18 protein-coding genes are annotated in these 23,153 nt (G+C 62.7%); 3 read left to right on the top strand and 15 right to left on the bottom strand.

What is annotated here, in order from left to right; translation table 11 throughout:
- Positions 1 to 210: 210 nt before the first annotated feature.
- The 10 genes from ACQ3DC_RS19745 to ACQ3DC_RS19790 form a co-directional block, all read right to left on the bottom strand.
- Positions 211 to 1,368 carry a C45 family autoproteolytic acyltransferase/hydolase gene (locus tag ACQ3DC_RS19745; protein ID WP_430753019.1) on the bottom strand — a complete coding sequence of 386 codons (1,158 nt, stop codon included), beginning with the start codon at positions 1,366 to 1,368 and terminating at the stop codon, positions 211 to 213.
- Positions 1,365 to 2,342 carry a polysaccharide deacetylase family protein gene (locus ACQ3DC_RS19750; RefSeq protein ID WP_430753020.1) on the bottom strand — a complete coding sequence of 326 codons (978 nt, stop codon included), beginning with the start codon at positions 2,340 to 2,342 and terminating at the stop codon, positions 1,365 to 1,367. Before ACQ3DC_RS19750 ends, ACQ3DC_RS19745 begins: the two co-directional genes overlap by 4 nt.
- A 371-nt stretch (positions 2,343 to 2,713) precedes the next feature.
- Positions 2,714 to 3,034 carry a hypothetical protein gene (locus tag ACQ3DC_RS19755; RefSeq protein ID WP_430753021.1) on the bottom strand — a complete coding sequence of 107 codons (321 nt, stop codon included), beginning with the start codon at positions 3,032 to 3,034 and terminating at the stop codon, positions 2,714 to 2,716.
- A 41-nt stretch (positions 3,035 to 3,075) separates the two neighbouring features.
- Positions 3,076 to 3,231, bottom strand: a complete 156-nt coding sequence (locus ACQ3DC_RS19760) for a hypothetical protein (protein WP_430753022.1) — start codon at positions 3,229 to 3,231, stop codon at positions 3,076 to 3,078.
- A gap of 643 nt (positions 3,232 to 3,874) precedes the next feature.
- On the bottom strand, positions 3,875 to 4,441 hold the full coding sequence (locus tag ACQ3DC_RS19765; RefSeq protein WP_141001171.1) for a recombinase family protein: 567 nt from the start codon (positions 4,439 to 4,441) through the stop codon (positions 3,875 to 3,877).
- A 501-nt stretch (positions 4,442 to 4,942) separates the two neighbouring features.
- Positions 4,943 to 7,090, bottom strand: a complete 2,148-nt coding sequence (tkt, locus tag ACQ3DC_RS19770) for a transketolase (RefSeq protein WP_259460415.1) — start codon at positions 7,088 to 7,090, stop codon at positions 4,943 to 4,945.
- Between the two features lie 39 nt (positions 7,091 to 7,129).
- Positions 7,130 to 7,588 (bottom strand): ribose-5-phosphate isomerase, encoded by a 459-nt coding sequence (locus ACQ3DC_RS19775; protein ID WP_120693643.1) that lies wholly within the window; start codon positions 7,586 to 7,588, stop codon positions 7,130 to 7,132.
- A gap of 39 nt (positions 7,589 to 7,627) precedes the next feature.
- The gene (locus tag ACQ3DC_RS19780) at positions 7,628 to 9,352 is read right to left on the bottom strand and encodes a dihydroxyacetone kinase family protein (protein WP_120693642.1); all 1,725 of its coding nucleotides are present in this window, start codon (positions 9,350 to 9,352) and stop codon (positions 7,628 to 7,630) included.
- Positions 9,353 to 9,387: 35 nt separating this feature from the next.
- Positions 9,388 to 10,692: an RbtT/DalT/CsbX family MFS transporter gene (locus tag ACQ3DC_RS19785; RefSeq protein WP_120693641.1), complete on the bottom strand. Its 1,305-nt coding sequence runs from the start codon at positions 10,690 to 10,692 to the stop codon at positions 9,388 to 9,390.
- A 79-nt stretch (positions 10,693 to 10,771) separates the two neighbouring features.
- Entirely contained in the window at positions 10,772 to 11,899 is a 1,128-nt protein-coding gene (locus ACQ3DC_RS19790) for a zinc-binding dehydrogenase (protein WP_120693640.1), read from the bottom strand.
- Positions 11,900 to 12,068: 169 nt separating this feature from the next.
- On the opposite strand from ACQ3DC_RS19790, the gene ACQ3DC_RS19795 reads away from it, so the two are divergent.
- Positions 12,069 to 13,037 carry a sugar-binding transcriptional regulator gene (locus ACQ3DC_RS19795; protein ID WP_430753023.1) on the top strand — a complete coding sequence of 323 codons (969 nt, stop codon included), beginning with the start codon at positions 12,069 to 12,071 and terminating at the stop codon, positions 13,035 to 13,037.
- 16 nt (positions 13,038 to 13,053) lie between these two features.
- Here ACQ3DC_RS19795 and ACQ3DC_RS19800 read toward each other — a convergent pair whose 3' ends face one another.
- The 3 genes from ACQ3DC_RS19800 to ACQ3DC_RS19810 all read right to left on the bottom strand — a co-directional run bounded on the left by ACQ3DC_RS19800 (position 13,054) and on the right by ACQ3DC_RS19810 (position 18,061).
- Complete coding sequence (locus ACQ3DC_RS19800) at positions 13,054 to 14,541, bottom strand: FGGY-family carbohydrate kinase (RefSeq protein WP_251421501.1); 1,488 nt, start codon at positions 14,539 to 14,541, stop codon at positions 13,054 to 13,056.
- Positions 14,542 to 15,407: 866 nt separating this feature from the next.
- Entirely contained in the window at positions 15,408 to 16,769 is a 1,362-nt protein-coding gene (locus tag ACQ3DC_RS19805; protein WP_197432437.1) for an MFS transporter, read from the bottom strand.
- A 44-nt stretch (positions 16,770 to 16,813) separates the two neighbouring features.
- Positions 16,814 to 18,061, bottom strand: a complete 1,248-nt coding sequence (locus tag ACQ3DC_RS19810) for a M20 metallopeptidase family protein (RefSeq protein ID WP_430753024.1) — start codon at positions 18,059 to 18,061, stop codon at positions 16,814 to 16,816.
- A gap of 113 nt (positions 18,062 to 18,174) precedes the next feature.
- Between ACQ3DC_RS19810 and ACQ3DC_RS19815 the strand changes: the two genes are divergently transcribed.
- Positions 18,175 to 19,176: an Lrp/AsnC family transcriptional regulator gene (locus ACQ3DC_RS19815; RefSeq protein ID WP_157240074.1), complete on the top strand. Its 1,002-nt coding sequence runs from the start codon at positions 18,175 to 18,177 to the stop codon at positions 19,174 to 19,176.
- 87 nt (positions 19,177 to 19,263) lie between these two features.
- Positions 19,264 to 19,422: a hypothetical protein gene (locus tag ACQ3DC_RS19820; RefSeq protein ID WP_157240072.1), complete on the top strand. Its 159-nt coding sequence runs from the start codon at positions 19,264 to 19,266 to the stop codon at positions 19,420 to 19,422.
- Positions 19,423 to 20,099: 677 nt separating this feature from the next.
- On the opposite strand, the gene ACQ3DC_RS19825 is transcribed toward ACQ3DC_RS19820, so the two are convergent.
- The gene (locus ACQ3DC_RS19825; RefSeq protein ID WP_157242812.1) at positions 20,100 to 21,398 is read right to left on the bottom strand and encodes an amidohydrolase family protein; all 1,299 of its coding nucleotides are present in this window, start codon (positions 21,396 to 21,398) and stop codon (positions 20,100 to 20,102) included.
- Between the two features lie 118 nt (positions 21,399 to 21,516).
- Positions 21,517 to 23,073 (bottom strand): AbgT family transporter, encoded by a 1,557-nt coding sequence (locus tag ACQ3DC_RS19830; protein WP_430753025.1) that lies wholly within the window; start codon positions 23,071 to 23,073, stop codon positions 21,517 to 21,519.
- Positions 23,074 to 23,153: the final 80 nt, after the last annotated feature.

The raw sequence follows: 23,153 nt of genomic DNA on the forward strand, positions 1-23,153 counted from the left end.
GCGGCCGGCGCTGAAAGTGACCACGGGGCCGAAGTCGGTGAACGAGGCCCCATGCATGATCGTGGCCAGCCAAGGGGGACCATCACGTCAAGGTTAAGCACCCTGGCCAGTCCAGACGCTCACGTCGGAGGGCAACCCGAGGTTTCTGCGAATCCCGCAGGATATTTTGCCCTGGGCGTGAGTGGATGCACGATGTGGAAAGGCGACCGGTCATGCTTTCACAAGGTTTGGCTGCAGGAAACCCGAATAGTCGAAAGCCTTGCGGGGCACCTGGCAGGGGTTGCCCTCGGCCAAGTGCAGCACACGGTTCTCCAGATCCATGACGACGGACATGACCGTCGACCACTGCGCCGCGGGATCCGATCGGCCATCGGGGTGGCAGCAAATGGACCCCGGGGCATCCGTGTGATCTCGCAGGGCATGGTCCAAAGCATCAATGGTGACCGCCTGTGCTTTGACGTCGACCAGCTCGCGCAGCCGAGACAGACGCACGTAGGAATCGGACATGGCCACTGGAGCCAGGTCGAAACCGCCCTGCACTGAATCCAAGAAGTGGTTGGTGTGGAAGGTCTTGCCGTGTTCGGCGACCTGCACGTTGATGTTGCGGGCATCCCCGGGAGCCGTCTCGATGTTCAGGATCGCCCCGTCCGCGGCACCCACCACGTAGTTTCCGGACGAAGCCCTGGGGTGCGAGGCCAACAGTTCGACGGCGTCAAACACCCGTTCGCAATCGGCAAGCGCGCGCAGCAATACATGGAACGGGACACCGGGGGTGGAGCCGTCGGAACTTGTCACCAGGGTGTTCACCGCCAGGCCGATTCCGTGCTCGTTCATGACGGTCTTGGCCAACAACCCGGCTTCCACGATGGTGACGTAATTGGGGCCGTCTTCGCGCTCGACCTCCAGCAGGATCACCGAATCGAAACCATGCACCAGCCAGTCCCAGTTTTGGCCCACCAGCGTGTGGCCCAAGGCCGAGTGTGTTGGGGCGATGGCAAATGACGAGCATTCCCCCAAGCCGCGCAGCGAGGCCGACGGTCCCGTCGCCGTCCGGTGCGAGGAGACCAGGGCGTGCCAGAGGATCTCGGTGCGGCAATTCATCGCCAGGATGTCCTCGAACGGCAGGCCCGAACCCTTGGCGATCCCGCGCATTTCCTCCCAGATGTTCGGGAAGAAACGCTGGATGGATTCGGCATACCCCTGGGCATGGATGACGGCTTCTGCCCAGGGCACGCCCTTGCTGGCGAAGGAGTGCTCGTAGCCGTTGCGGGCATGGTGCACCTGCGCGCGGGCCAGGGAACCGTATCGTTCGCCGCGCTCAAGCGGGCCGCCACTGACTCGGATGCGCGGGTAGCCTGCGGTTTTCATGCCTGGCTGGTCCGTCCTGCCAGAGCGACCTCGGCGATGCCCAAACGTAGTTCCTCGACCGGTGTCGGGAGCAAATGGGCGGGCAGCGCGGTGGGGGCCTCCGCCGCCGACAGTATCCCGGTCGGCGAATTCCCGTCCAACAGATCGGCGGTCTGCCGCACCGTGCCGATCCACGCGCCGGCTTCCTTGAGTCCCACGATGATCTCTTCGAGCATGGCCAGGCGCGAGGGACGCCCGGAAATCATGGGGTGGAGAGTCAGCATGACGTGCCCGCCGAGCGAGGCGATCCCGTCGATCTCCGGCTGCCACACCTCCAGCACCTCGCGCGTGGAACGGATGGTCTTTTCCCAGGTGTCATTGGCGAACCAGAAGTGCGGGGCATCGTCCAGTATCCAGGACACGGGAATCTCGACAAGGTCGTGGGTTTCGTAGCGGTAGGGACGGATGTCATTGAGCAGGTTGGAGCTGTATCTGAAGCCCGCTTCCTGCAGCAGATCAAGCGTTTGGTCGGTGAACTCCCACGAGGGGGACCGATATCCCGTTACCACCGCACCCAGATCCCGCAACACGGCCAGCCCGTCATACAGCTCCGCGCGCTCTTCCGCGGGACTCAGCGTGGTGGGGTTTGCATGCGAATGGCCGTGGTGGGCGACCTCGTGGCCTCCGGCCAGGATTGACCGCACGGATTCGGGGTGGCGCAGCGCGTCCTTCCCGCAGATGAAGAAGGTGGCCTGCACCTCGTGCCTGGCCAGCAGGTCCAGAATCAGCGGCACGCCCACGCGCGGACCGTAGGCGCCCTGGGAAAGTACGCCGGGACGGTATGCGTTCTCCGGGTTCTCGCCGATCCAGACCTCTTCGGCGTCGAAATCGAAGGTGATGCTTGCGCCGAATTTCTTGTTCTGTGGCCAGGGAGCCATGATCGTCCTCACTTCATCGGCACAGGGATTCGTGCCTGGTTGTTTCGTGAAGATCATTGTGGCTTGGCGGGGTCTGTTACATCATGGGTCAAATGACGTATCTCCAGTTCACTACTGAATTTCAAAGCGGGTACCGGCGTGCGGTTACGGCTCCAAGCAAGGGTGGTCACCTCTCTGGAACTGGTACGAAAATTTAGTCAGGCGGGCGAGGAACTTGTTGTGGACAGGCTTTGAAGCCGGCATCGGGCCTAGTGCTTGGTGGTGGCGCTGGCTGCTGCTTGTCTGCTGAGAATCAGCTTATTGAGTAGTAGGCTGAGTCGGTGGCCGGGTGGAGGATTCCAGTGCGAGGTTCACGAACCTGGATGCCTCGGTTCCCTTACCGTCGATCCAGCGCTCCAGCTGATCGCGACTAGCAGGTCGTCAAGGTGTCAGGTGGGGATGAATTCCAGTGCGGTGTAGAGTGCATCTGCACCGGTTTTCAAGAATTCCCAATCTTCCGGTGCTTTCTCCCCTATCAGTGCGGCCTTGACCGTTCCCAAGTCGTCGCTGGTGGTGGCAATCGAGGCGATGACTATGTCGCGCATCCCCTTGTTGGTGTAGATTTCGGCCAGCCAGGCGGCGCGTTCGGTGCTGTCCTTTCCGTGGTGCCGGTAACCCTCGATCATGTCGGCCAGCGTTCCGCGCGCCACGGCGAGGGTTTCCGCGTCCTGCGAATCCATGGCCTTGGTTTCGAGGGTGAACTGTGCCAACAGTTCCGTGGATGCGGTGGTGCAGGCCGGAATCTCGGCGGCTAGCTTGGCGCTCCGGTGGTGGCCCTTATGAGGGCCAGTCCCGCGTTTGATGCGGCGACGGTCGAGAAAGCGAGGGAGTCGGTGGAATCTCCGTCGTAGTCCATCAGGTATCCCCCCGTGATGAGGATGGCCGAGCGGATGGAGGCATCCTGCATGCACGAGAGTGTCGAGCAGGGCGCGGTACTGGGCGGTGGTCAGCTCATATTCATATGGATTTTACTCGGTAAAGGGTGCTGACTCAGCGATTTCGACACCAAAAGGTCAGCGGACTCCCGCGTTTTTGGCTGAAGAGGATCATGGGGAAGGTCCACAGATTCGGAATCAGACACACGAGATCAGTATCGTGACAAGGCAGCGTCGAGAAGAGACCGGCGGTCGGCGCAGGCCCTACGTGTCAGGCTGGAACGGTACCAGGGGCTCGTAGCAAGTCCGTTTAATCGCGTGGGGCGAGAGCCAGGAATTCCAGTAATCATGTCCAGTCCAGTTTTGAGTGCAGTACGCGAAGATAGTGCTGTGAGTAGTACCACTCACAACGACCCGACCCCTAAACCATGGAAACATGCATTAGATGCAGGAAACCTACAGGCACAAGCGATCGGAGGGCAAACTCGTGCATCGGCGCCAGAGACAAGCCACTCCAGCAAAAGCCCGGCTGACCAGCGGAAACGTTAAATTCGCTGACGGACGGGAGTTGTCGCAGCTACTTCTACTCCCGTACTTTCAACGCCGATAATGGAGATTCCGTCAAGCTAGCGCCACAATGGCTACTGCACATGGACGGCGCAGCCGGGGGAGGGCTTAGGAGAGTTTAGCCTGGCGGAGGTACTGGTAGACCGTTTCCCGGCTGATCCCAAAATCACGGGCAAGGAGGGCCTTTGGAACACCGCTGCCGGCGCGCTGAACGAGTTCGGCCGCCCGTTCTGGGGTGAGCGTCTTTTTCCGTCCTTTGTAGGCGCCGCGCTGCTTGGCCAGCGCGATCCCTTCCCGCTGGCGTTCCCTAATGAGGGAGCGTTCGAATTCAGCAAAGGCTCCCATAACGGAGAGCATGAGGTTTGCCATGGGGGAGTCCTCGCCGGTGAAGACCAGGCTTTCTTTGACGAACTCCACCCGCACACCTTTGCGCGTGAGGTTTTGGACCAGAGCGCGCAGGTCATCGAGGTTCCGGGCCAGCCGGTCCATGCTGTGAACCACCACGGTGTCCCCGTCCCGGGCAAACCGCAGCAACTCCGTAAGCTCTGGCCTCGCGGTGTCCCTGCCGGAGGCCTTGTCCGTGAAGACCCGGTCCAGGACCTGTCCTTCCAGCTGGCGTTTCTCATTCTGATCCAGGGTGCTCACGCGCACGTACCCGATCCGCTGTCCGGCCACTGATCGCCTCCAACCTTGAACCCGTCAGGTTGAGTTCTAGGCTTCTCTCAGAAAGAAGTCAAGACCAGCCGCCGAATTTGTCAGGTTGGGGTGTGCTTCAGGCCCACAGGACGGGCTAGCCTACGGCGTGCGGAATTCTGAGTCGTGTGCCGTCTAGCTTGTCGAGCAGGTGGTATCCACCCAGCGCTGGATCAGTTCAGCCGCGCCCGGCACAGCTTGGTTTTCATGGACGAGAACGCCCGTCCATGTCGGTGAGCCAGCATTCGATCTCACTGCCGTTGCGGGAGGAGCGGGACCAGTTGCGATTGCCGTTGGTGGGGGAGAGCGCCGGGCTGTTCTGATCCCTGTCCCGTGACAGGTTCCTCGGTGCTGCTTTGGGCATGGGCCTACCCCCTTTTTGACGGGTCGGGTGGGATGGGTGGCGATGTCAGTTTCGGGCAGTATCATCCCGGGGGAGGGCTGCCCTGCAGTGCCTGCAGGGCAGCCCTGGTGACGTAGGTGTCAGGCCTGCAGGCGTGACAGGGAGTCTTTTGCCTCGGCGGTGACAGCTTCCGCGGTGATGCCGAATTCCTGGAACAGGCGCTTGTAATCGGCGGAGGCGCCGTAGTGCTCGAGGCTGATGGAGCGTCCGGCGTCGCCGACGAACTCCTTCCAGCCCAGGGCCAGACCGGCTTCGACCGAGACGCGGGCCTTGACCGCTGCCGGCAGGACTGCCTCGCGGTAGGCGGCGTCCTGCTTGTTGAACCACTCAACGCACGGCATGGACACCACGCGGGTGGCGATGCCCTCGGCCTGCAGCGCTTCGCGGGCCTGCACGGCGAGCTGGACTTCCGAGCCGGTGCCGATCAGGATCACCTGGGCGTCCACGGTCTGGCCGTCCTTGGACGCCTCGGCCAGTACGTAACCGCCCTTGGCCACACCTGCGGTGGATGCGAAGGTGTCGCCGGTGGCGTCGCCGTCGCCGCGCTCCCAGGTGGGGATGGTCTGGCGGGTCAGGACGATGCCTGCCGGGTTTTCGTGGTTGGCGAGCATGGCCTTCCATGCTGCCGCGACTTCGTTGGCGTCACCGGGACGGACGACGTCCAGGCCCGGGATGGCGCGCAGGGAGGCCAGCTGCTCCACCGGCTGGTGGGTGGGGCCGTCTTCGCCGAGGCCGATGGAGTCGTGCGTCCAGACGTACAGGGACGGGACACCCATGAGGGCACCGAGGCGGATGGCCGGGCGCTGGTAGTCGCTGAAGATCAGGAACGTGCCCGAGAACGCGCGGGTCTTGCCGTGCAGGGCGATGCCGTTCACGATCGAGGCGGCGGCGTGCTCGCGGATGCCGAAGTGCAGTACCCGGCCGTAGGGGTTGCCGGACCAGGCGTCCGTCTGCTTGGACGCGGGAACGAACGACGGCGAGCCTTCGATGGTGGTGTTGTTCGATTCCGCGAGGTCGGCCGAGCCGCCCCACAGTTCGGGCAGGACCGGGCCGAGTGCGTTCAGCACCTTGCCCGATGCGGCACGGGTGGAGACGTCCTTGCCGGCGGGGAAGACGGGCAGGGCTGCGTGGACGCCTTCGGGAAGTTCCTTGGCCTCGACACGCTCGAGCAGGGCAGCGGCCTCGGGGTTGGCGGACTGCCAGGCGTTGAAGGACTCTTCCCAGGCCTTGCGGGCGTGGGCGCCGCGGTCAACGACGGCGCGGGCGTGGGCCAGCACGTCCTCGTCCACCTCGAAGGACTTCTCCGGGTCGAAGCCCAGGACTTCCTTCAGGGCGGCGACTTCCTCCGAGCCCAGGGCAGAGCCGTGGATCTTGCCGGTGTTCTGCTTCTTGGGCGCCGGGTAGCCGATGATCGTGCGCAGCGAGACGATGGACGGCTTGGACGTTTCAGCCTTCGCTGCCAGCAGCGCCGAGTACAGCTCCTGGACGTCTTCCTTGTATTCGCCGGTCCGGGTCCAGTCCACGCGCTGGGTGTGCCAGCCGTAGGCCTCGTAGCGCTTCAGGACATCTTCGGTGAAGGCGATGTCGGTGTCGTCTTCGATGGAGATGTGGTTCTCATCGTAGACAACAACTAAGTTGCCCAGTTCCTGGTGGCCTGCAAGCGAGGAAGCCTCGGAAGTAACGCCTTCCTGCAGGTCGCCGTCGGACGCGATGACCCAGATGGTGTGGTCGAAGGGGCTGGTACCCGGAGCGGCGTCGGCGTCGAACAAGCCGCGCATCCGGCGCTGGGAGTACGCGAAGCCCACCGAAGACGCCAGGCCCTGGCCCAGCGGGCCCGTGGTGATTTCCACGCCGGCCGTGTGCTTGTACTCAGGGTGGCCCGGGGTCAGTGAACCCCAGGTGCGCAGCGCCTGCAGGTCCTTCAGTTGCAGGCCGTAGCCGGAAAGGAAGAGCTGGATGTACAGCGTCAGGGACGTGTGCCCGGGGGACAGGATGAACCGGTCACGGCCGATCCAGTCCGGGTCCCGCGGGTCGTGGCGCATCAGTTTCTGGAACAAGAGGTAGGCAGCCGGAGCCAGGCTCATCGCCGTTCCGGGGTGGCCATTGCCCACCTTCTCCACGGCGTCCGCAGCCAGGACGCGGATAGTGTCCACCGCGCGCCGGTCTAGGTCGGTCCAGGACAGTTCACCCGTCCGGGAATCGGATTCTTCAATTACAAGGCTCGGCACTGAAGGGCGCCCTCTCTACTGGCGTTCGTTGTTACTGAGTTAGTCTTCGTAGCCGCAGATCGCCGCGACCTTGTCTGCTGAGGCACTGCTTTCGTCGAAGGTGTAGCCGACCCATTCCTTCGTAAGGCGGCGGGCCAGCTCGAGTCCGATGACGCGCTGGCCCATGCATAGGACCTGCGCGTTGTTGCTCAGAATGGCACGTTCTACGGAAAACGAATCATGGGCGGTCACGGCCCGCACGCCTTTGACCTTGTTCGCCGCGATCGCTACGCCGAGGCCGGTGCCGCACACTAAAAGTGCCCGATCTGCCGCGCCATCAGCCACCATCCGGGCGGCCTGAACCGCTATGTGGGGGTATGCGGTATGCCCGTCGGCGGCTACGCCGACATCGAGGACGTCTGCTACGAGGCCATGAGCCTCCAGGTCGTTTTTGAGAGTCTCCTTGTAGTCAAAGCCTGCGTCGTCGCAACCGACAACAATTCTGAGTTTTCCAGTCATGGGAGGTTGATCCTTCGATCTAGGTTTTGGAGATGGAGGTCAGGAGGCCGTGGCGCTGACGGGCAGTTTGGCCAGCCCGCTCACCAGGAGCGCAAAGGAAGTTGCGCCGGCGTCGGGTGTGCCTAGGGACTTCTCAGCCAGAGGGCGGGCGCGGCCGAGCTTTGGCGTTAGCAGGGCGGTCATTTCCGCCTTTTGAGTAGCCACCGCTGCTGCCGCCCGCCACGCCGCAGCAAGAGGAGTTCTTCTTTCGATGCCTGCGCTGAGTTCTTCGACGAATGGCAGCATCGCGTCCACCAAGGTCTTGTCGCCGATGCTGGCGCGGCCCAGATCCAGGATTGCAGCGGAGAATGACCGCACTGCCGTGACGAGGTCCTTGTCAGTGTATGCGGTCCTGCTGTCTGTCAGGGACCGCCCGGCGGCCTCGAGAGCTGCTCCCCAAAGAACACCCGAGGTTCCGCCAGCGCGTTCCGCCCAGCTTTGACCGGCTGACTGCAAAAGCCATCCGGCCCCTGCGCCGCCGTCGTAGGCGATTCTCGCTGCGGCAAGTGCGGCATCGATGCCTTTCACCATGCCCCGGCCGTGGTCGCCGTCGCCGGCCACCGCATCGATTTCTCCGAGTCGGACCTCGTCAGCATGGAGAATTCGGGCCATGCTTTCCAAAGCATCGACGGTTTTCCCTGCAAGGAACCGTGCGGCTGGGGTTGCATCCGGAATCGTTTTGGATTCCTGGATTTCCTTGCTGCTGTCTTGAGCGAAACCACTGATCGCTGCAATGGGGGCTTTCTGCTTCCTGAAGGCAGGAGTGTAGGTGTCTGCGGTCCAAAACGTCTCGAGCTGTTCGTCCAGCCACATCAGTGTGAGTGAAACACCGCCCATATCCATGCTGGTCACGAGTTCCCCCACCTCTGGGTCGACTACTTCCAGGTCCGCTTCCCGTAGCAGCTTCGACACCGATCCCCAGAGGAGGAACAGCTCTTCGTATTTGGTAGTGCCGAGTCCGTTGAGGATCGCCGCTACTCGCTTGCCGGCACCACCGGGTGCGGCTTCCAGGAGGGAGTCCACCAGCAGGCGGGCGAGATCTGCTGCTGGCGGCATCTGCATGTCGCGGATGCCGGGCTCACCATGTATTCCGAGTCCCAGACCCAATTGGTTTTCTGCGACCGTAAAAAGCGGCCGGTCTGCCCCCGGCAGCGTGCAACCGGAAAATGCCACACCGATGGTCCTGGTGGTTGCGTTGGCGGTGCGCCCCGCCTGTTCAACACCGTCCAGGTCCAGCCCCGCGGCAGCTGCAGCACCGAGAACCTTAAAGACGGAGAAGTCTCCAGCGATCCCACGCCGTTTGTCTTCCTCGACGGCCGATGCGATGTCGTCAGTAACCACCACGATCCGGGTATCGATGCCTTCTTTGCGGAGGCGCTCCGCGGCGATTCCGAAATTCATGTTGTCCCCGGCGTAATTGCCGAACGTCAGGATGACCCCCCTGCCCTGATGCGCGGCCTTTGCCACCGAATAGACCTGGGCCGCCGAAGGCGATGTGAAGATGTTGCCGACGACAGCGCCCGTCGCGAAACCCTGCCCGACCAGACCTACGAAGGCCGGGTAGTGGCCGGAGCCGCCGCCGACGACCACCGCTACTTGGGGTTCGCCGGTACGCAGTGCCACTGCACCGCCAGGCACTCCGCGTAGCCGGTCCGCGTAAAGGTCAAGGAAGCCGGCGAACTGCTCCTCTGCGAATTCCGCGGGGTCGTTGAAAATCCTGGTCATGGTGTTGCTCCAAAAGCTCGAGATCTGGTGTGTTGTTAGTGGTGGCGGGTTCCGGCTGTGTCGGCCGGGACCCGCAGGAAGGTGGTGAGGATGAAAGCCACGCCGTAGAGCGCCACAAAGGCCCAAACCACGCCGGCGTTTCCGCCCCATGGCAGGACAGCGGCCACTACCGCTGCTCCGAGGAAGGCTGCCCCGCCGGCAGCTGTGGTGTACATGGCCATGGCAGCACCCTTGTGATCGGGAGTCAGCGCGGGCATGATAGCGCCCATCGGGACGAAGCCCGCCAGTAGGATTCCAAAGGCCACGCCAGCCAGGACGGACAGCCAGTAGCCCCAGTCCGAGCCCGGTTCCACGAGATGGGGAACGTACCACCAGGCCAGCAGTCCAACTGCTGAACCCACCACACCGAACCAGCGGACGGTGCGCTGCCATCCCCACTTGTCGCCGATGGCGCCGAAGAGGGCGTTGAAGGCGATGTTGGATGCGTAGACAATGACTGTCATCATCAACCACTGGGTCTGTGACCATCCCAATTCGCCGCCGATCACACTTGGCAGGATCACGAACATACCGTACTGGGGCGCGGTGTTGATGAGCCGGACGATGAAGCCCATGAGGATTTTGGGTTCGCGCGCCAGGAGGCGGATACCGCCGGAAAGGACTTCCGCTGTCGACTCCCCTGGGGGAGCGAGACGTTGGGTGCCCCGCTGCTCCTTGACGCCCAACCAAGCGATAAGGAAACCAAGGGTCACCAGACCGATCGAGGCGGCCATTGTCAGCGCTTCACCGGTCCGACCCCCGCCAAAGACCGGGATGAAGGTCAGCGCAAACAGCGAGCCAAAGGTGGGCAGCCCACCAGTGAACATGACGTAGAACCAGCCCACTGCAGTACCGTTGCTCTTCCTCGGGGCAACTGTGTTGATCCAGACGAGGAATGCGAAAGCAAAGAGCGGGTAGCCGAGCCCGCGGAGGAAGTAGCTGGCCATGATGCCGGCGGTGAAGCCCGCATTCAAACTAACCAGGAACAGCACCTCGAATAGGACCCAAGCTGCAAAGCCGAGCGCCATGACGCGCCGCGGACCGATCAGATCCGAAAGGGCACCGGACAGATAGGACGCGAGCGTGACGGCCACGCCGTACATGGTGATGATAGTGGGGGCCAGCATGGCCTGCCCGCCTAGCGCGCCAGCCATGTGGGGTGCAATGAAGTTCGATTCGACGCCGTTGCCGGTCATGAAGACCAGGACTCCGAGGAACCCCCAGCGGAGGGAGTGCGGAATGCCGATCCGGTCAAGCAGCCTTTCCCGCGAAGCTACAGCGGGCGTGGCAAATGTACTCATGGAAAACGCCTTTGTTTTGAGGGGCAGGTGTGGTTCAGCTTCCATGGGGGCTGCAGCGATGGCCCCCGGGCCGCTTGAGTTAGCGGGCGGAACCGGGAAGGATGGAGACTTTAACGGAGGCGCCGGTGGTGTCTCCTACGAGATCCAGCGCGTCCTGGAACCGGTCGAGGGGAAACTGGTGTGTGCAGATCTCATCCATCGGAAGGATGCCTGACTCGATCATCTTGATAGCAGCAGGCCAGCAGTGAGGCCCGAGGTGGGCGCCGCGGACATCCAGCTCCTTGTCATCGCTAATGATGGACCAGTCCACGGAAACGTCTGATCCGAAGACCGAGTACTCCACGTAAGTTCCGAGCTTGCGCAGCAAATTCAGGCCCTGGCCTACGGCCGAGGGATGGCCGGTTCCTTCTATGTAGACGTCCGCGCCGTAGCCGTCGGTCATATCCTTGACCAGCTTGACGGCGTCCTCGCGTCCCACATTGATGACGACGTCGGCACCGCACTTACGGGCAAGGTCCAATTTCGTGTCAGACATGTCCAAGGCAACCACCGTGAGTGGGCTCTTGGCTTTTGCTCCGGCAATCATGCCAAGGCCAATCGGGCCGCAGCCGGCAATTACCACAACGTCATTGAACTGGATGTTGGCGCGCTCTACCGCATGCAGGGAGCAGGACAGCGGTTCGGCGAACGCTGCGTGCTCCGGGGCGAGTTCCTTGGACACCTTGTGAGCTCTGGCGTTGGGCGGCACCACCAGGTATTCGGCCATGGCCCCGTTGTAGTTGCGGAAGCCGAACATGTCGTGCGGCCCGCACATCCAGTACTGGCCACGCTGGCAGTACCGGCACGCTTCGCAGGGCACGATCTGCTCGCAGGCGATCCTGTCGCCGAGTGTGAGCCCGTGATGGGCGAGGGCGGCCTCGCCGCCGCTAACGATGGTTCCTACGAACTCGTGGCCCGGTGTCACTTCCTTCTGTGCCCACGCGGGGCGGTTTTCATCGCCCCAGAACTTCGCTGCGCCGTGGTAGCACTTGAGGTCACTGGCGCAGACGCCAACCGCCTCAACTTTCATCAGCAACTCATCCTCAGCCGGGACCGGGGTTGCCACCTCCTCCAAGGTGTAGTTCTCCGGTCCGTGACAAATGACTGCTTGCATCGCTGCCGGTACTGCAACGTGCTTTTCCACTTCTTCTGCGTAAGTGCTTGACATGGTTCCCTCCTTGGAACGTGTGACGTGCGTCAATAACCCAAGCTTGACGACGTGCTGAACAAATGTCAAGAACAAAATTTCTGAGAGCGGCCGTTGTGAAATTTTGTTCTGGGACCGATTACTATTGAGGCATAGGCATCTGCTGTGGAATGGAGGAATGGGGGATCGCATGTCGGAAGCCGCACTCGCTCCGGTTGGTACGAGCAGTAAGTTTCCGCTGGAAACGATTTATCAGGCTGCCCGGATGTACTATGTCGAAGACGCAAACCAAGTTAAAATTGCCCAATCACTCGACGTCTCAAGACCTACAGTGAGCCGCCTGCTGGCCGAGGCACGCCGCATAGGCATGGTCCGCATTGAAGTGGTAGATCCCGCCGCGACGACATCTAAGTCGTTGGCCATCGAACTCGCCGATGCGTTATCGATCCAGCAGGTCTACTTGGCCGACGGAGATCAGTCGCAACGCCTCCGCGGGGGTCTGCTGCCCCTGGTCTTCGAGGCCATCTCCGACATGGCTCTTGCCCCCGGCGACGTCCTGCTCGCATCATCCGGACGCACAATCTACGAGCTCAGCCAAGCGCCGCTACCGAAGCTTCCAGGCGTAATCGTTGCCCCCTCCGTGGGGGGACAGACAGAGCCGGAGCCCTGGTACCAAACAAATGAAATTGCCCGTGCGATTGCCGAACACACAGGCGCCCAGCCCGCTTTTCTCTGGACCCAGGCTCTGCCCTCGCCGGAGATGCATGAGTTCCTTCAGCGGGACCCGGACTTCCAAAGGATTAAGCGGTTGTGGGAGTCAGCAAAGGGTGCGCTTCTCGGCATCGGCGCGCCTCCCACCACGCGAAGCTCGATTTCACGATTTATCCCGAAAGACGATGATTCGCTTTCTCGCGCAGTTGGGGATATCTGCTTGAACTTCTACGACGTCCACGGCAAGCAAATTGCCTTCCCTGGAAGTGACCGAATCGTCTCAACCTCCGAAGAGAACCTACGAGCCATCCCCCATACGGTCGGTGTGGCGGTTGGCGCCGAAAAGGCCACAAGCATAGTGGGTGCAGCACGCGCCGGATACTACCGCAAGCTGGTGACCGACTCGCATACAGCGAGGGCCGCCTTGGATTACATCAGAACAGCATAACCGGGGGCCATCCGGCCTACCACGTGGTGTCTTTCTCCTGCCACCGGGCCAGGAAGTGCATATGTTCGCGGTTGGCAGGATACAAGCTGAGGTACTGCTGGTAGAGGTCCTCATAGACAGCGCCGGTTCGAGGGTCTGGCTCCACAATCCGAGCAGTTTGCATCCAATCAGTGTCGGGGCCCACACAGCCGGTACCCACCGCCGCCATCAAGGCATCCCCGTAGCTCGCGCCTATCGTCACTTTCGGCACTATCTGAGGCCGTCCTGAAATATCGCTGACAATCTGTGCCCATAGCCCTGCTTTTAGCCCTCCACCAACGGCGAGAAGGCGCGTGATCGGTTCTCCCGCCTGCTCGACCAGATCCAGCATCTGCCGCAAACCATAAGAGATCCCTTCGAGCCCGGCACGGAGCAGGTGCCCGCGTCCATGCCGAAGGGTTAATCCAGTAATCATTCCGCGTGCGTCAGGGTCAAGGAGTGGCGTGCGTTCGCCGGCGAAATAAGGCAGCAAGAGAAGGCCCTCCGCTCCGGCTGGCGTCGCGGCTGCCTCAGAAAAAAGTTCTCCCATATCTGCTCCGCCGAAAAGGCGCTGCAGCCAAGTCAGCAGGCTTCCAGATGTGGCCATACCCCCGGACAGCGTAATGGAGCCAGGCTCCACGCCGGGAGCGACCCACAGCTTGGGATGACTTCGGAGCGCCTCGAGGCGTTGAACGAAAAACATGGTGGACCCGTACATCAGCATGGTGTCCCCTGCTCGGCGGACACCCGCACTGTATGCCTCCACCCAGGCGTCCACCGTTCCGGCACACACCGGTATCCCAACCGGGATCCCAGTCAACTCCTGCGCTCCCCGGGTGACCGTCCCTGCGACCTCGGCTGGCCACAATAGCCGTGGAAGGGGAAGATGACCGGCAACCGCCCGGGCGCGTTCAGTGATCCATTCGAGCCGGTGAATGTCGTAAAGGGGATCACACTGGCTGGCCGTGGGGTGGTCCAGGACGTACTCGCCTGTCAGCCGCTGAACCAAGAAGGAACTGCAGGAAAACCAATACCTGGCAGCAGAAAAGACGGCCGGCTCGTTCCTAGCAATCCAGCGGAGCTTCGGACCAACCGATTGTGACGACAGGTCTTTCCCCCCACTAGCAACGATCGCTGTTTTCCCCAACTCCTCGTTTAGGTCTCCTATGTCCTGGGTCGCCCTCGTGTCCACTCCATATAGAATCGCTGGCCGGAGTGGAGCAAAGTCCCCGTCGGTAACGACCAGACATGGTCCCATACCGCTGACGGCAACACCGAACACGCCCTTTGCGTCGTTACGGGCGAACAGCTCACCACAGAGCTGCTGAACCTCCGCCCACCAAGTTTCTTCAGCAAGCATCTCAGCCCAACCGGCGCGCGGCAGGGAGATCGTGTGGTGGACGATTGCGGTATCGATGATCGACCCGTCAGAAGTGACGAGAACGGCTTTGCTGCTACCCGTTCCTATATCGATTCCGAGGAACAACCGCCGTCACCTTCCCTAGGGCTCCAGCCCTCTTTCCCAGGCACCACCGGTGCCCCAAGCGCCATCCTATCCCCGGCACCAGACCCGGCCACTGCAGCGGGCGCATCCGCTGGCAACTCCTTTGCAGCCCAGCCCTGCCCGTTTTGAAACGCCGATAACGGATATTCCGTCAACCCGGCGAGGCTCGGACAAGCTGCGCTGATGACTTTGTTCCGTCCACAGTTGGGGTCAATTTGGGTTATCCACGGCTGAATATTGGGAGCCCCTGGATTAGCTCCCGGAGCAGCAGTAGCGGTGGATAACCCATGAGAATTGTCCCTGGGTGTGGGCGGCGGTGGAACCCAGCCTCTCAGTGGACTCGGATTGAATTCCCTTATTTCTGGGGCCCAACAAGGCCGTCTGTGTCAGGTTGGGGTGTACTCCATCCGCACACTGGAGATCACGTTGTGAAAGCTGCATGCACTCCCTGCGCCAGGAGTCTATTCGCACACCTGCTTTGAGCCGCCCTATTGGATTAGTTGGGAACTGTGTAGATAACAGCGTGTTCGGGCTAGACACACCTGGTGGCTTATACCAATGTCTTGCTGTCTTCCGGGAAGTCTGGCGCAGCCGCTCCCGTCAGGAAACCAAAGAACGTCTTCCATATCTCTAACTTCGCTGAGGCGGACAGCGGTCGTTCTCGTCCTCACCCTTCGACTAACTATAGGAACAGCAGGTAGCACGTCAGGAGATACGCTGCGGCATCCTCGTCAGGAAGACAGGACCTGGAACCTTGGCCGTCCGGACTTACAGCACAGGTGCCTTACGGAATCACATACGAAGCAGAATGGCGCCACTTCCGGCAGTTCGCGGTCATCTGGTGCGGGCTACCGGTTGCTGAGGTCGACGCCGCGGCCTTCGCGCAGCGAGAGCACCGTCGCGGCGCCGACGAGCAGCAGGGCGATCGTGTACAGTGCGAAAGCGGCCGGGCCGGCGTCGCCAAACCAGACGCCGAATCCGGCCTGCAGGTAGGCTGCCGTACCGCCGAAGGCCGCGACGCAGAGGGCGTACGGGATGGCCACGCCGATGGTGCGGACGGCGGTGGGGAAGAGCTCCGCGTACACCGCTGGCATGATCGAGGCGGATCCGGCGATGAAGACCAGCATGGCAGACATGGCCAGACCCAGCTGCACGGGCGAGTCCCGGACGTGCCAGGTGGCGGGGAAGAAGATCAGGGCACTGCCGATGCCGCTGATGAGCAGGACCGGTTTGCGGCCGATCCGATCCGAGAGCCGGCCCCAGAGCGGCAGGGCCATGATGAACACCAGGTTGGCGGCCACGCCGGCCCAGAGGGCCTCCGCCGCGTCAATCTTGAGCACGTTTATGGCGTAGGCGGGGGTGGAGACGCCCCAGACGTAGTAGGCGACGGTCAGCCCGACGGTGAGGCCGATGACCTGTAAGGCCTGGCGCCAGTGTCGGGCCAGATCGGCGAACAGGCCGCCACGAGCCGGGGCGGGGTGGCCGGGGACGACGGCGTCATGGGCGGCCGCTTCGGATTTGAAGAGTTCGGACTCTTCCATGCGGGAGCGCATGACCAGGGCGACCAGCCCGAAGACCGCGCCGAGGAGGAAGGGGATGCGCCAGCCGTAGGCGGACATGGCGGATTCCGGGATGGCGCTGGAGAGGACTGCGCCCAGCAGGGTGCCGAACAGGATGCCGACCGTTCCCGAAGCGTAGATCAGCGATGCCCAGTAGCCGCGCCGGGAGGGCGGTGCCATTTCCGACAGGTAGGTCTGGGCGCTCGGCAGCTCGCCGCCGTGCGCGAGGCCCTGGATGAGCCGTGCGATGAGCAGCATGAGGGACGCGCCGGCGCCGATCGAGTCGTACGTGGGGGTCAGGCCGATCACCAGCGAGCCGACCGAGGCCAGGCCGACGCAGAGCGTCAGCGATGCCTTCCGGCCGACCTTGTCGCCGATCCAGCCGAAGATGAATCCGCCGAGCGGGCGGGCCACGAAGCCGACCGCGAAGATCGCGAGCGTTGCGAGGAAAGCGCTGGAGGGGTCCTGTTTGCTGAACAGCTGGGAAGCGATGAAGGAAGCGAAGGTGGCATAGATGGCCCAGTCGTACCATTCGACGGCGTTGCCGGCACCGGTTCCAATCAGCGTCTTGATGACTTTGGAGCGGGGCGGCCGGATCTCTGGGGCGGACGCGTCGGCCTGCTTGGCGGTGTGGGGGCGGGGGAAGGACATCGAAGTCTCCTGGAAAGAGGGGGATAGGGAAAGGGAAAGTTTGATCAGGCGGCCGCGAGGCGTTCGAGCGCCAGACGTGCGTATAGCGCGCTGCCGTCGGCCAGCACTGCGTCGTCGAAGACGGCGAACGGCGAGTGGTTGTAAGCGGCCTCGGTGGAGTTGGTGCCTTCCGGCACGGCGGAGAGGAACAGGAACGCCCCCGGCACCTCGGCCAGGACACGGGAAAAGTCCTCCGATCCGGCCAGCGGATTGGCCAGCTCCCGGTAGCGCTCCGGGCCGAACAGTTCGTCGACGGCGTGCCGCGCGAACTCGGACTCGGCGCCGTCGTTGAGGGTCAGCGGATACTCTTCGATGTAGTCGACCGTGACCTCCAGTCCGTGGCCTTGGGCGATGGCGCCCAGCAGCCGCGGAATCGAGGTCTTCAGCCGCGCCTTGGCCTCCGCGGAGAAGGAACGGATGGTCGCTTCGAAGCGGGCCGTGTCGGGGATGACGTTGCGCTTGGTGCCCGCCTGCAGCATGCCGACGGAAATCACGACCGGGTCGAACACATCGAACTGCCGGGTGACCATGGACTGCAGCGCTATGACCATTTCTGCGGCCACCGTCACAGGGTCCTTGGCGGCGAAGGGCGCAGAGCCGTGTCCACCTGCCCCGTGGACGGTCACGACCAGCCCGTCCGAAGAGCTCATCACGGCGCCCGGTCGGGAGAGGAAGGCCCCGCTGTCACTGAGGGCGCTCATGACGTGCAGCGCGTAGGCGGCATCCGGGCGGGTCCCGGCGGCATCGAGGACGCCTTCGCGGATCATGACACCGGCTCCATCGAAGCCCTCTTCGCCGGGCTGAAACATCAGGACAACGTCGCCCCCCAGCTGGTCCCGCCGGGTCGCGAGCAGGGTCGCCGCACCGACGAGCATCGCCGTGTGCAGGTCGTGGCCGCACCCGTGCATGGCCCCGGGGATCTCGGATGCGTACTCAAGGCCCGTCTTCTCCTGTACCGGCAGGGCGTCCATGTCGCCGCGCAGCAGCACTACCGGGCGCTGCATTCCGCTGTCAGGTGTTCCCGCAGTTCCTCGCAGTATCGCCGTCACGGAGGTGGTGTCCGTGCCCGTGGAGATCTCATAGCCCAGACCGTCGAGGGCGGTGAGGACCTTCTCCTGGGTGCGCGGAAGATCCAGACCGATCTCCGGCTCACGGTGCAGGCGATGGCGCAGGTCGGCGATATCGCCGGCCAAGGCCGCGGCGTCTTCACGCAGGGCGACGGTCAGGTCGGCGGACGATGCGGGTAAAGCCAAAGCAGTCCCTTTCACTGGAAAACAGATCCCTTGAGTGTGACGTGCCCCCGCTCACTTGATGACAATAAAGTGAGAAAATTGCATGACTGTGCCACTAAACCGAAGGATCCTGTATGGAGCTACCCGCCGAAGACCTCGAACTGATTCACGCACTCCAGCTCTCTCCACGCGCCACCTGGGCCCAGCTCGGATCCGTGCTGGGCCGGCATCCCCCAACCCTGGCCGCGCGATGGGAGCGACTGCGCTCGAACGGCCAGGCCTGGGTCACCTGCCATATCGGAACCGCCGAAGGCCAGGGGTGCGTCACCTTCGTCGGCCTCCAATGCCGCCCCGGGCACCGGAAGAAGGTACTGGAACGCGTATGCGCGGTCCCTGAGATCGGAACCATCGAGGAAGCGGCCCGGGCCTGGGACCTGCGATTGACCGTCCTGGCGCGCAGCTGGGAGCAGGTGACCAGGGACGTGCTGCCCCTGGTGCGCACCAATCCGGACATTCTGCGCAGCCAAGTGACCCTGGCGACCAGGCTTTACTCGGCCGGAAACAACTGGCGCCTGGATGTCCTGTCCCCCGAGCAGCAGCGCCGCATTGCTGCCTTACATTCTGGCGTGGTGCGTCCTCCCGGAGCCACGCCTCCGACACTGCCCCAGCTGATGACTGTGCTGGCCGGGAACGGACGGGCCTCGGCAACCGAGATCGCAGCTGCAACCGGTACCCATCCGACGACCGTGGCCCGGCACCTGCGCCAGGCCCTGGAAACGGGCCTGGTGGCATTGCGCTGCGAACTCGCCCAGGATTACTCGGGCTACCCCATCGGATGTCAGTGGTATGTGCGCGTTCCGCCCTCGCAGCTGGAGGCTGCGGTCAGCTATCTGCAGTCCCACCGGACTCTGCGGCTGTGCGCCGCTACCACGGGAGATGCCAACCTGACGTTCTATCTTTGGCTGCGGACCCCTGGCGCCATTGTCGACGTGGAAACCGGGCTCCAGAAGGCGGCGCCAGGAGTACAGGTCATCGAGTCCGATGTCGGGGTCCGTACCCACAAGCGCACAGGATGGATGCTGAACGAGGACTCCACCGCAACCGGCGAAGTGATTGTCGGCACCACTGCCGGCTAAGCGCGGCTCGCCGAAAACGGTTCCGGCTTCTGGGTGAGTAAACTCGGCGTGGGCCTATGCCAAGGACGTGGTGCAAGGAGGTCCAGCATGCTGACCGCCCTCGATGAGCCCGCAAGAAGTCGTATCAGTCGATATCGGCGCCCCGCGAAAGTGAGGTTGCTCGGCTACCTGCGCAAGTACGAATCAGACGCGGGCATTGGCTCCGTGATCGGCCGGATGCTGCTCTTCACCCCTTTCGTCAACTAGCGCGGCCCATCTTATGGTCCCGGGGGCAGTGCGGGGAGGGCAGTACTCGAGCAACGTAGTGCAGACAGCGTCAGCACTATCCGTCCCGTTCTGATGGGGGAGCGGCACCGGGCATTCTCAGTAGTCCGTCGATGGTGCGGTTAGCGGTTGAGCCAGCCTTTTAAGAAGTCGGGTTTGACGCCTGCAGTGTTATGAACAGTTCGCTCGATCGCCGATCCGGGTTCCCCTGGTCGGGATGCCCTCTACCTACCGTTGACTGCTGCATCTTGGTCTCGGCCTGCCGGGTTGGCTCCGGAGATCCGACGCGTCGACTGTAGTTCTTGTTGCGCACAAGCGTTCTGCGTTTCATAGCCTTCTTGTTCTTGGACGAGTTACAGAGATCAGCCGGTGAAGTGAACGAGCCGGGCCTCAGTTCTGAGGGCGCCTTCTCCGGAGGACCTTCTGAGAAGGGTCAAGTTCATAAAATAACGTCCAGATCGTCTGCGAGCCGTCGAGGGCTGGCATGATTTCCCCACGCTGAATGTAGCGGAAGGGCATCGGACAGTCGTCTGGTCGCCACCAGCCATTGCTGGGCGCAAGGTGTCCGGTCGCTGCGGTGGTCGTCGTCGAGCCATGGCGGCGGTCTGTGAAAACTTTCATGAGAGCCTGTCCAGTCCTTTGATGTGGTTCCCTTGGTTTCAGGAGGCGTTGCACGTAGAGGCCGCGGCCAGTGGGAGCCAGCCTTTGAGGTCCTTTACGCATCGTCCGCCTTGGATGATGGCTCCAATGTTGGACGGGTCCGACATCAGGGCGATGTCCGTCAGGGGATCGATATCCGTTATGACCAGGTCGGCGAGTTTGCCGGCCTGCAGGGTGCCAAGGTGGTCGTCCAATCTCATCAGTTCAGCCGCGTTCTTGGTGGCTGCGACGATGGCTTCCATGGGGGACAGGCCCAGTTCGACCATGTACGCGAGCTCTTTCAAGTTCTCACCGTGGGGACAAACGCCAGCGTCTGTGCCCATGGCAACCTTCACACCCGCTTTGAGAGCCTTGCCGAGATGTTCGCGGGCGATGCGGGACCACAGCACCTTTTTCTCGTACAGGTACGCCGGGACGTTCGCGGGGTCGGGGACGCGCAGTGCGGAGCTTAGGGTCGGGACAAGGAAAGCTTCCTGCTCGTGCATGAGCGCGATACCTTCATCATCGATCTCATATCCGTGTTCGATGCTCGTCACCCCTCCACGCAGAGCTTCGAGAATGCCGGCGGCGCCCTGGGCATGTGCCGCGACAGGCTGGCCGCTGCGGCGGGCTGTCTCGTTCTTTATTAGCCGCACTTGGTGTTCAGGAACGCCAAGATCGTGGGGCGTGTCCGAAGGGCTTGATACGCCGCCTGTGGTGCAGATCTTGATGACATCAGCCTCGGAGCGAATCAGTGTCCGAACGGCATGGCGCATTTCGTCGTCCGAATCTACAGTCATCAAGGCCGCGAGTGACATGCTCCTTGCACCGTTGGGCATGCACGTGTCGGCGTGTCCCCCGGTGGGGGAGAGCGCAGCAACAGCCAAATGAAGTCGCGGGCCGAGGATGGCACCGCCCTCTATCGCTCTGCGGTAGCCGGCGTCGAGACCGCCGAGGTCCCTGGCCGTGGTGATGCCGGCCATAAGGGTGTCGTGGATGATCCCTGCGGCGGCCAGGACGTTTTCGGACTCGAACCGTGCGGCGCGCTGTGCCGGGGGTGTTTCCAACGATAGCGACAGGTGCACGTGAGTATCGATGAACCCCGGCAGGAGCGTTTTTCCTTTGAGGTCCACGGTCGTTGCTTCAGCATGGTCATCGGTGTCAACCGGTGGGCCGGCATAGAGGATGCGATCACCGTCAATAATGACTTCTGCGTCATCGACAGGTGCTGCGCCGGTGCCGTCGATGAGTCGGGCTCCCGTGAGCCTCAGGACTGCGCCGGTGGGAGAGGGGGTCAAGGGAAGCCGTGCTTCGTGCATCACAGTACTGCCTTACGTCGCATAGTTAGGGGGTTGGTGTTCTTGGCGTCAGGGGCGGAGTTTTCTGTCCCAGCATGAAGTTGCAACATGCCGGGCCGTGCCCGTTCGTTTCTGAGGATCAGCGGACCAGGACCCCCATGCCCGGCCCCGTTCCGGTGCCGGTGAAGAAGAATGCGCTGAGCACGAGTACCCAGAGGATCCAGAACACGATGGTGAAGGGGAGCATCCGGGCGATGATCGAACCGATGCCGGCGTCGGGCTCATATTTTCGGAGGAAGGCGAGGATGATGACGAGGTAGGGGTTTAGTGGCGTGAGGGCCTGGGTGGCGGAGTCGCCGACGCGGAAGGCGGCTTGGATAAATCCGGCTTCGTAGCCGATCAGGGCGAACATCGGAATGAATACAGCGGCGATGAGGGTCCACAGCGAGGAACCGGACGCGATGAGCAGGTTCAGCAACGAGACGACCACAATAAATGCGATCACGGCACCGAAGCCGGTGAAGTTGACGTTCTGCAGAGTGCGGGCCCCGTTGACCGCGACCCAGGAAGCCAGACCGCTCCAGGTAAACAGGGCCAGGAACTGAGCCATGACGAAGGCCACAACGATGAAGGAAACGGCGTCTTTGACGGACTGACCCATCATCTCAACCACGGATTGGACGCCCGTGATCTTGCGCAACCGGGCCCCATACACGATTGAGGGAACGATCAGGACGGTGAACACAAGGAAGATGACTGAACTCAGCAGAGGGGATTTCGGCAGGAAGCCGCCTTGCTCGTTGCGCAGCGGGGAGCCTTCGGGCAGGGTCAGTGCCAGCACGCCGGCGACTACGAGCACCAGCGCCAGCCCGGCCCAGCGCAGGGCGCTGCGTTCCTGTGCGGTGACTGCTGCGGATGCCGCGGCATCACTTTCGTGCTCGGCCGCCTTGCCGGTACCGACGCCCATCCGGTTCAAACGCGGCTCAAGGATCTTGTCAATGACAAGGCCGCCGGCCACGGTCAGAACGACCGATAGCACCACGTTCAGAGCCAGGTTGGACACCGCCGTCACGGGAAGGACCATCCCGGCGACTGGTACGGCCGCCGCGTTCGAGATACCAGCCAGTAAGGCGTCGGTCGAAGTGACGAAAGGCGTGCAGCTGAATGCTGCGATGCCGATCGCGTAGGATCCCAGCAGTCCGGCCACCGGGTTGCGTCCTGCAGCCTTGAACACCAGCGCCGCGATCGGCGGAATTACCAGGATCGAGGCGTCAGACATGATGTGTGCGCACAACGCCACGAGCGCGATCACGTACGGCAGGGCCCAACGCGGTGCCCGGCCCAGAGTCGACTTCACGAGCGTGAGCAGCAGGCCCGTGCGTTCGGCTACGCCGACGGCAAGCAGCAGGGTGACCACGACACCGAGAGGGGGAAAGGAGATAAAGTTATCGACCGCTGTGGTCATCAGCCAGGCAATGCCCTCACCGGTGAACAGTCCCTTGACAGGGGTCAACTTGCCGCTGCCGGGAACCTCTGTGGCTACGCCGAACCATGACGCTACCGTTGAGACGATGCCGACTCCCAGCAGCAAGTAGAGGAACAAGGCGAAAGGCTCAGGCAGCTTGTTTCCAGCGCGTTCTACACCGTCGATAATCCGGGCCCCTAGTTTGCGGCGCGGCTCGGTGGGAGTCTGCATAGTAATCACGATGCTGCCCCGGCGGGCGGGAAGCAAAGGGCTACCTTGCCGGCCCGGTCCATCACTGCCGCTAACCTCTG

Source organism: Paenarthrobacter sp. NEAU-H11 (assembly GCF_050573415.1).
In the GTDB taxonomy this organism is placed as follows: domain Bacteria; phylum Actinomycetota; class Actinomycetes; order Actinomycetales; family Micrococcaceae; genus Arthrobacter.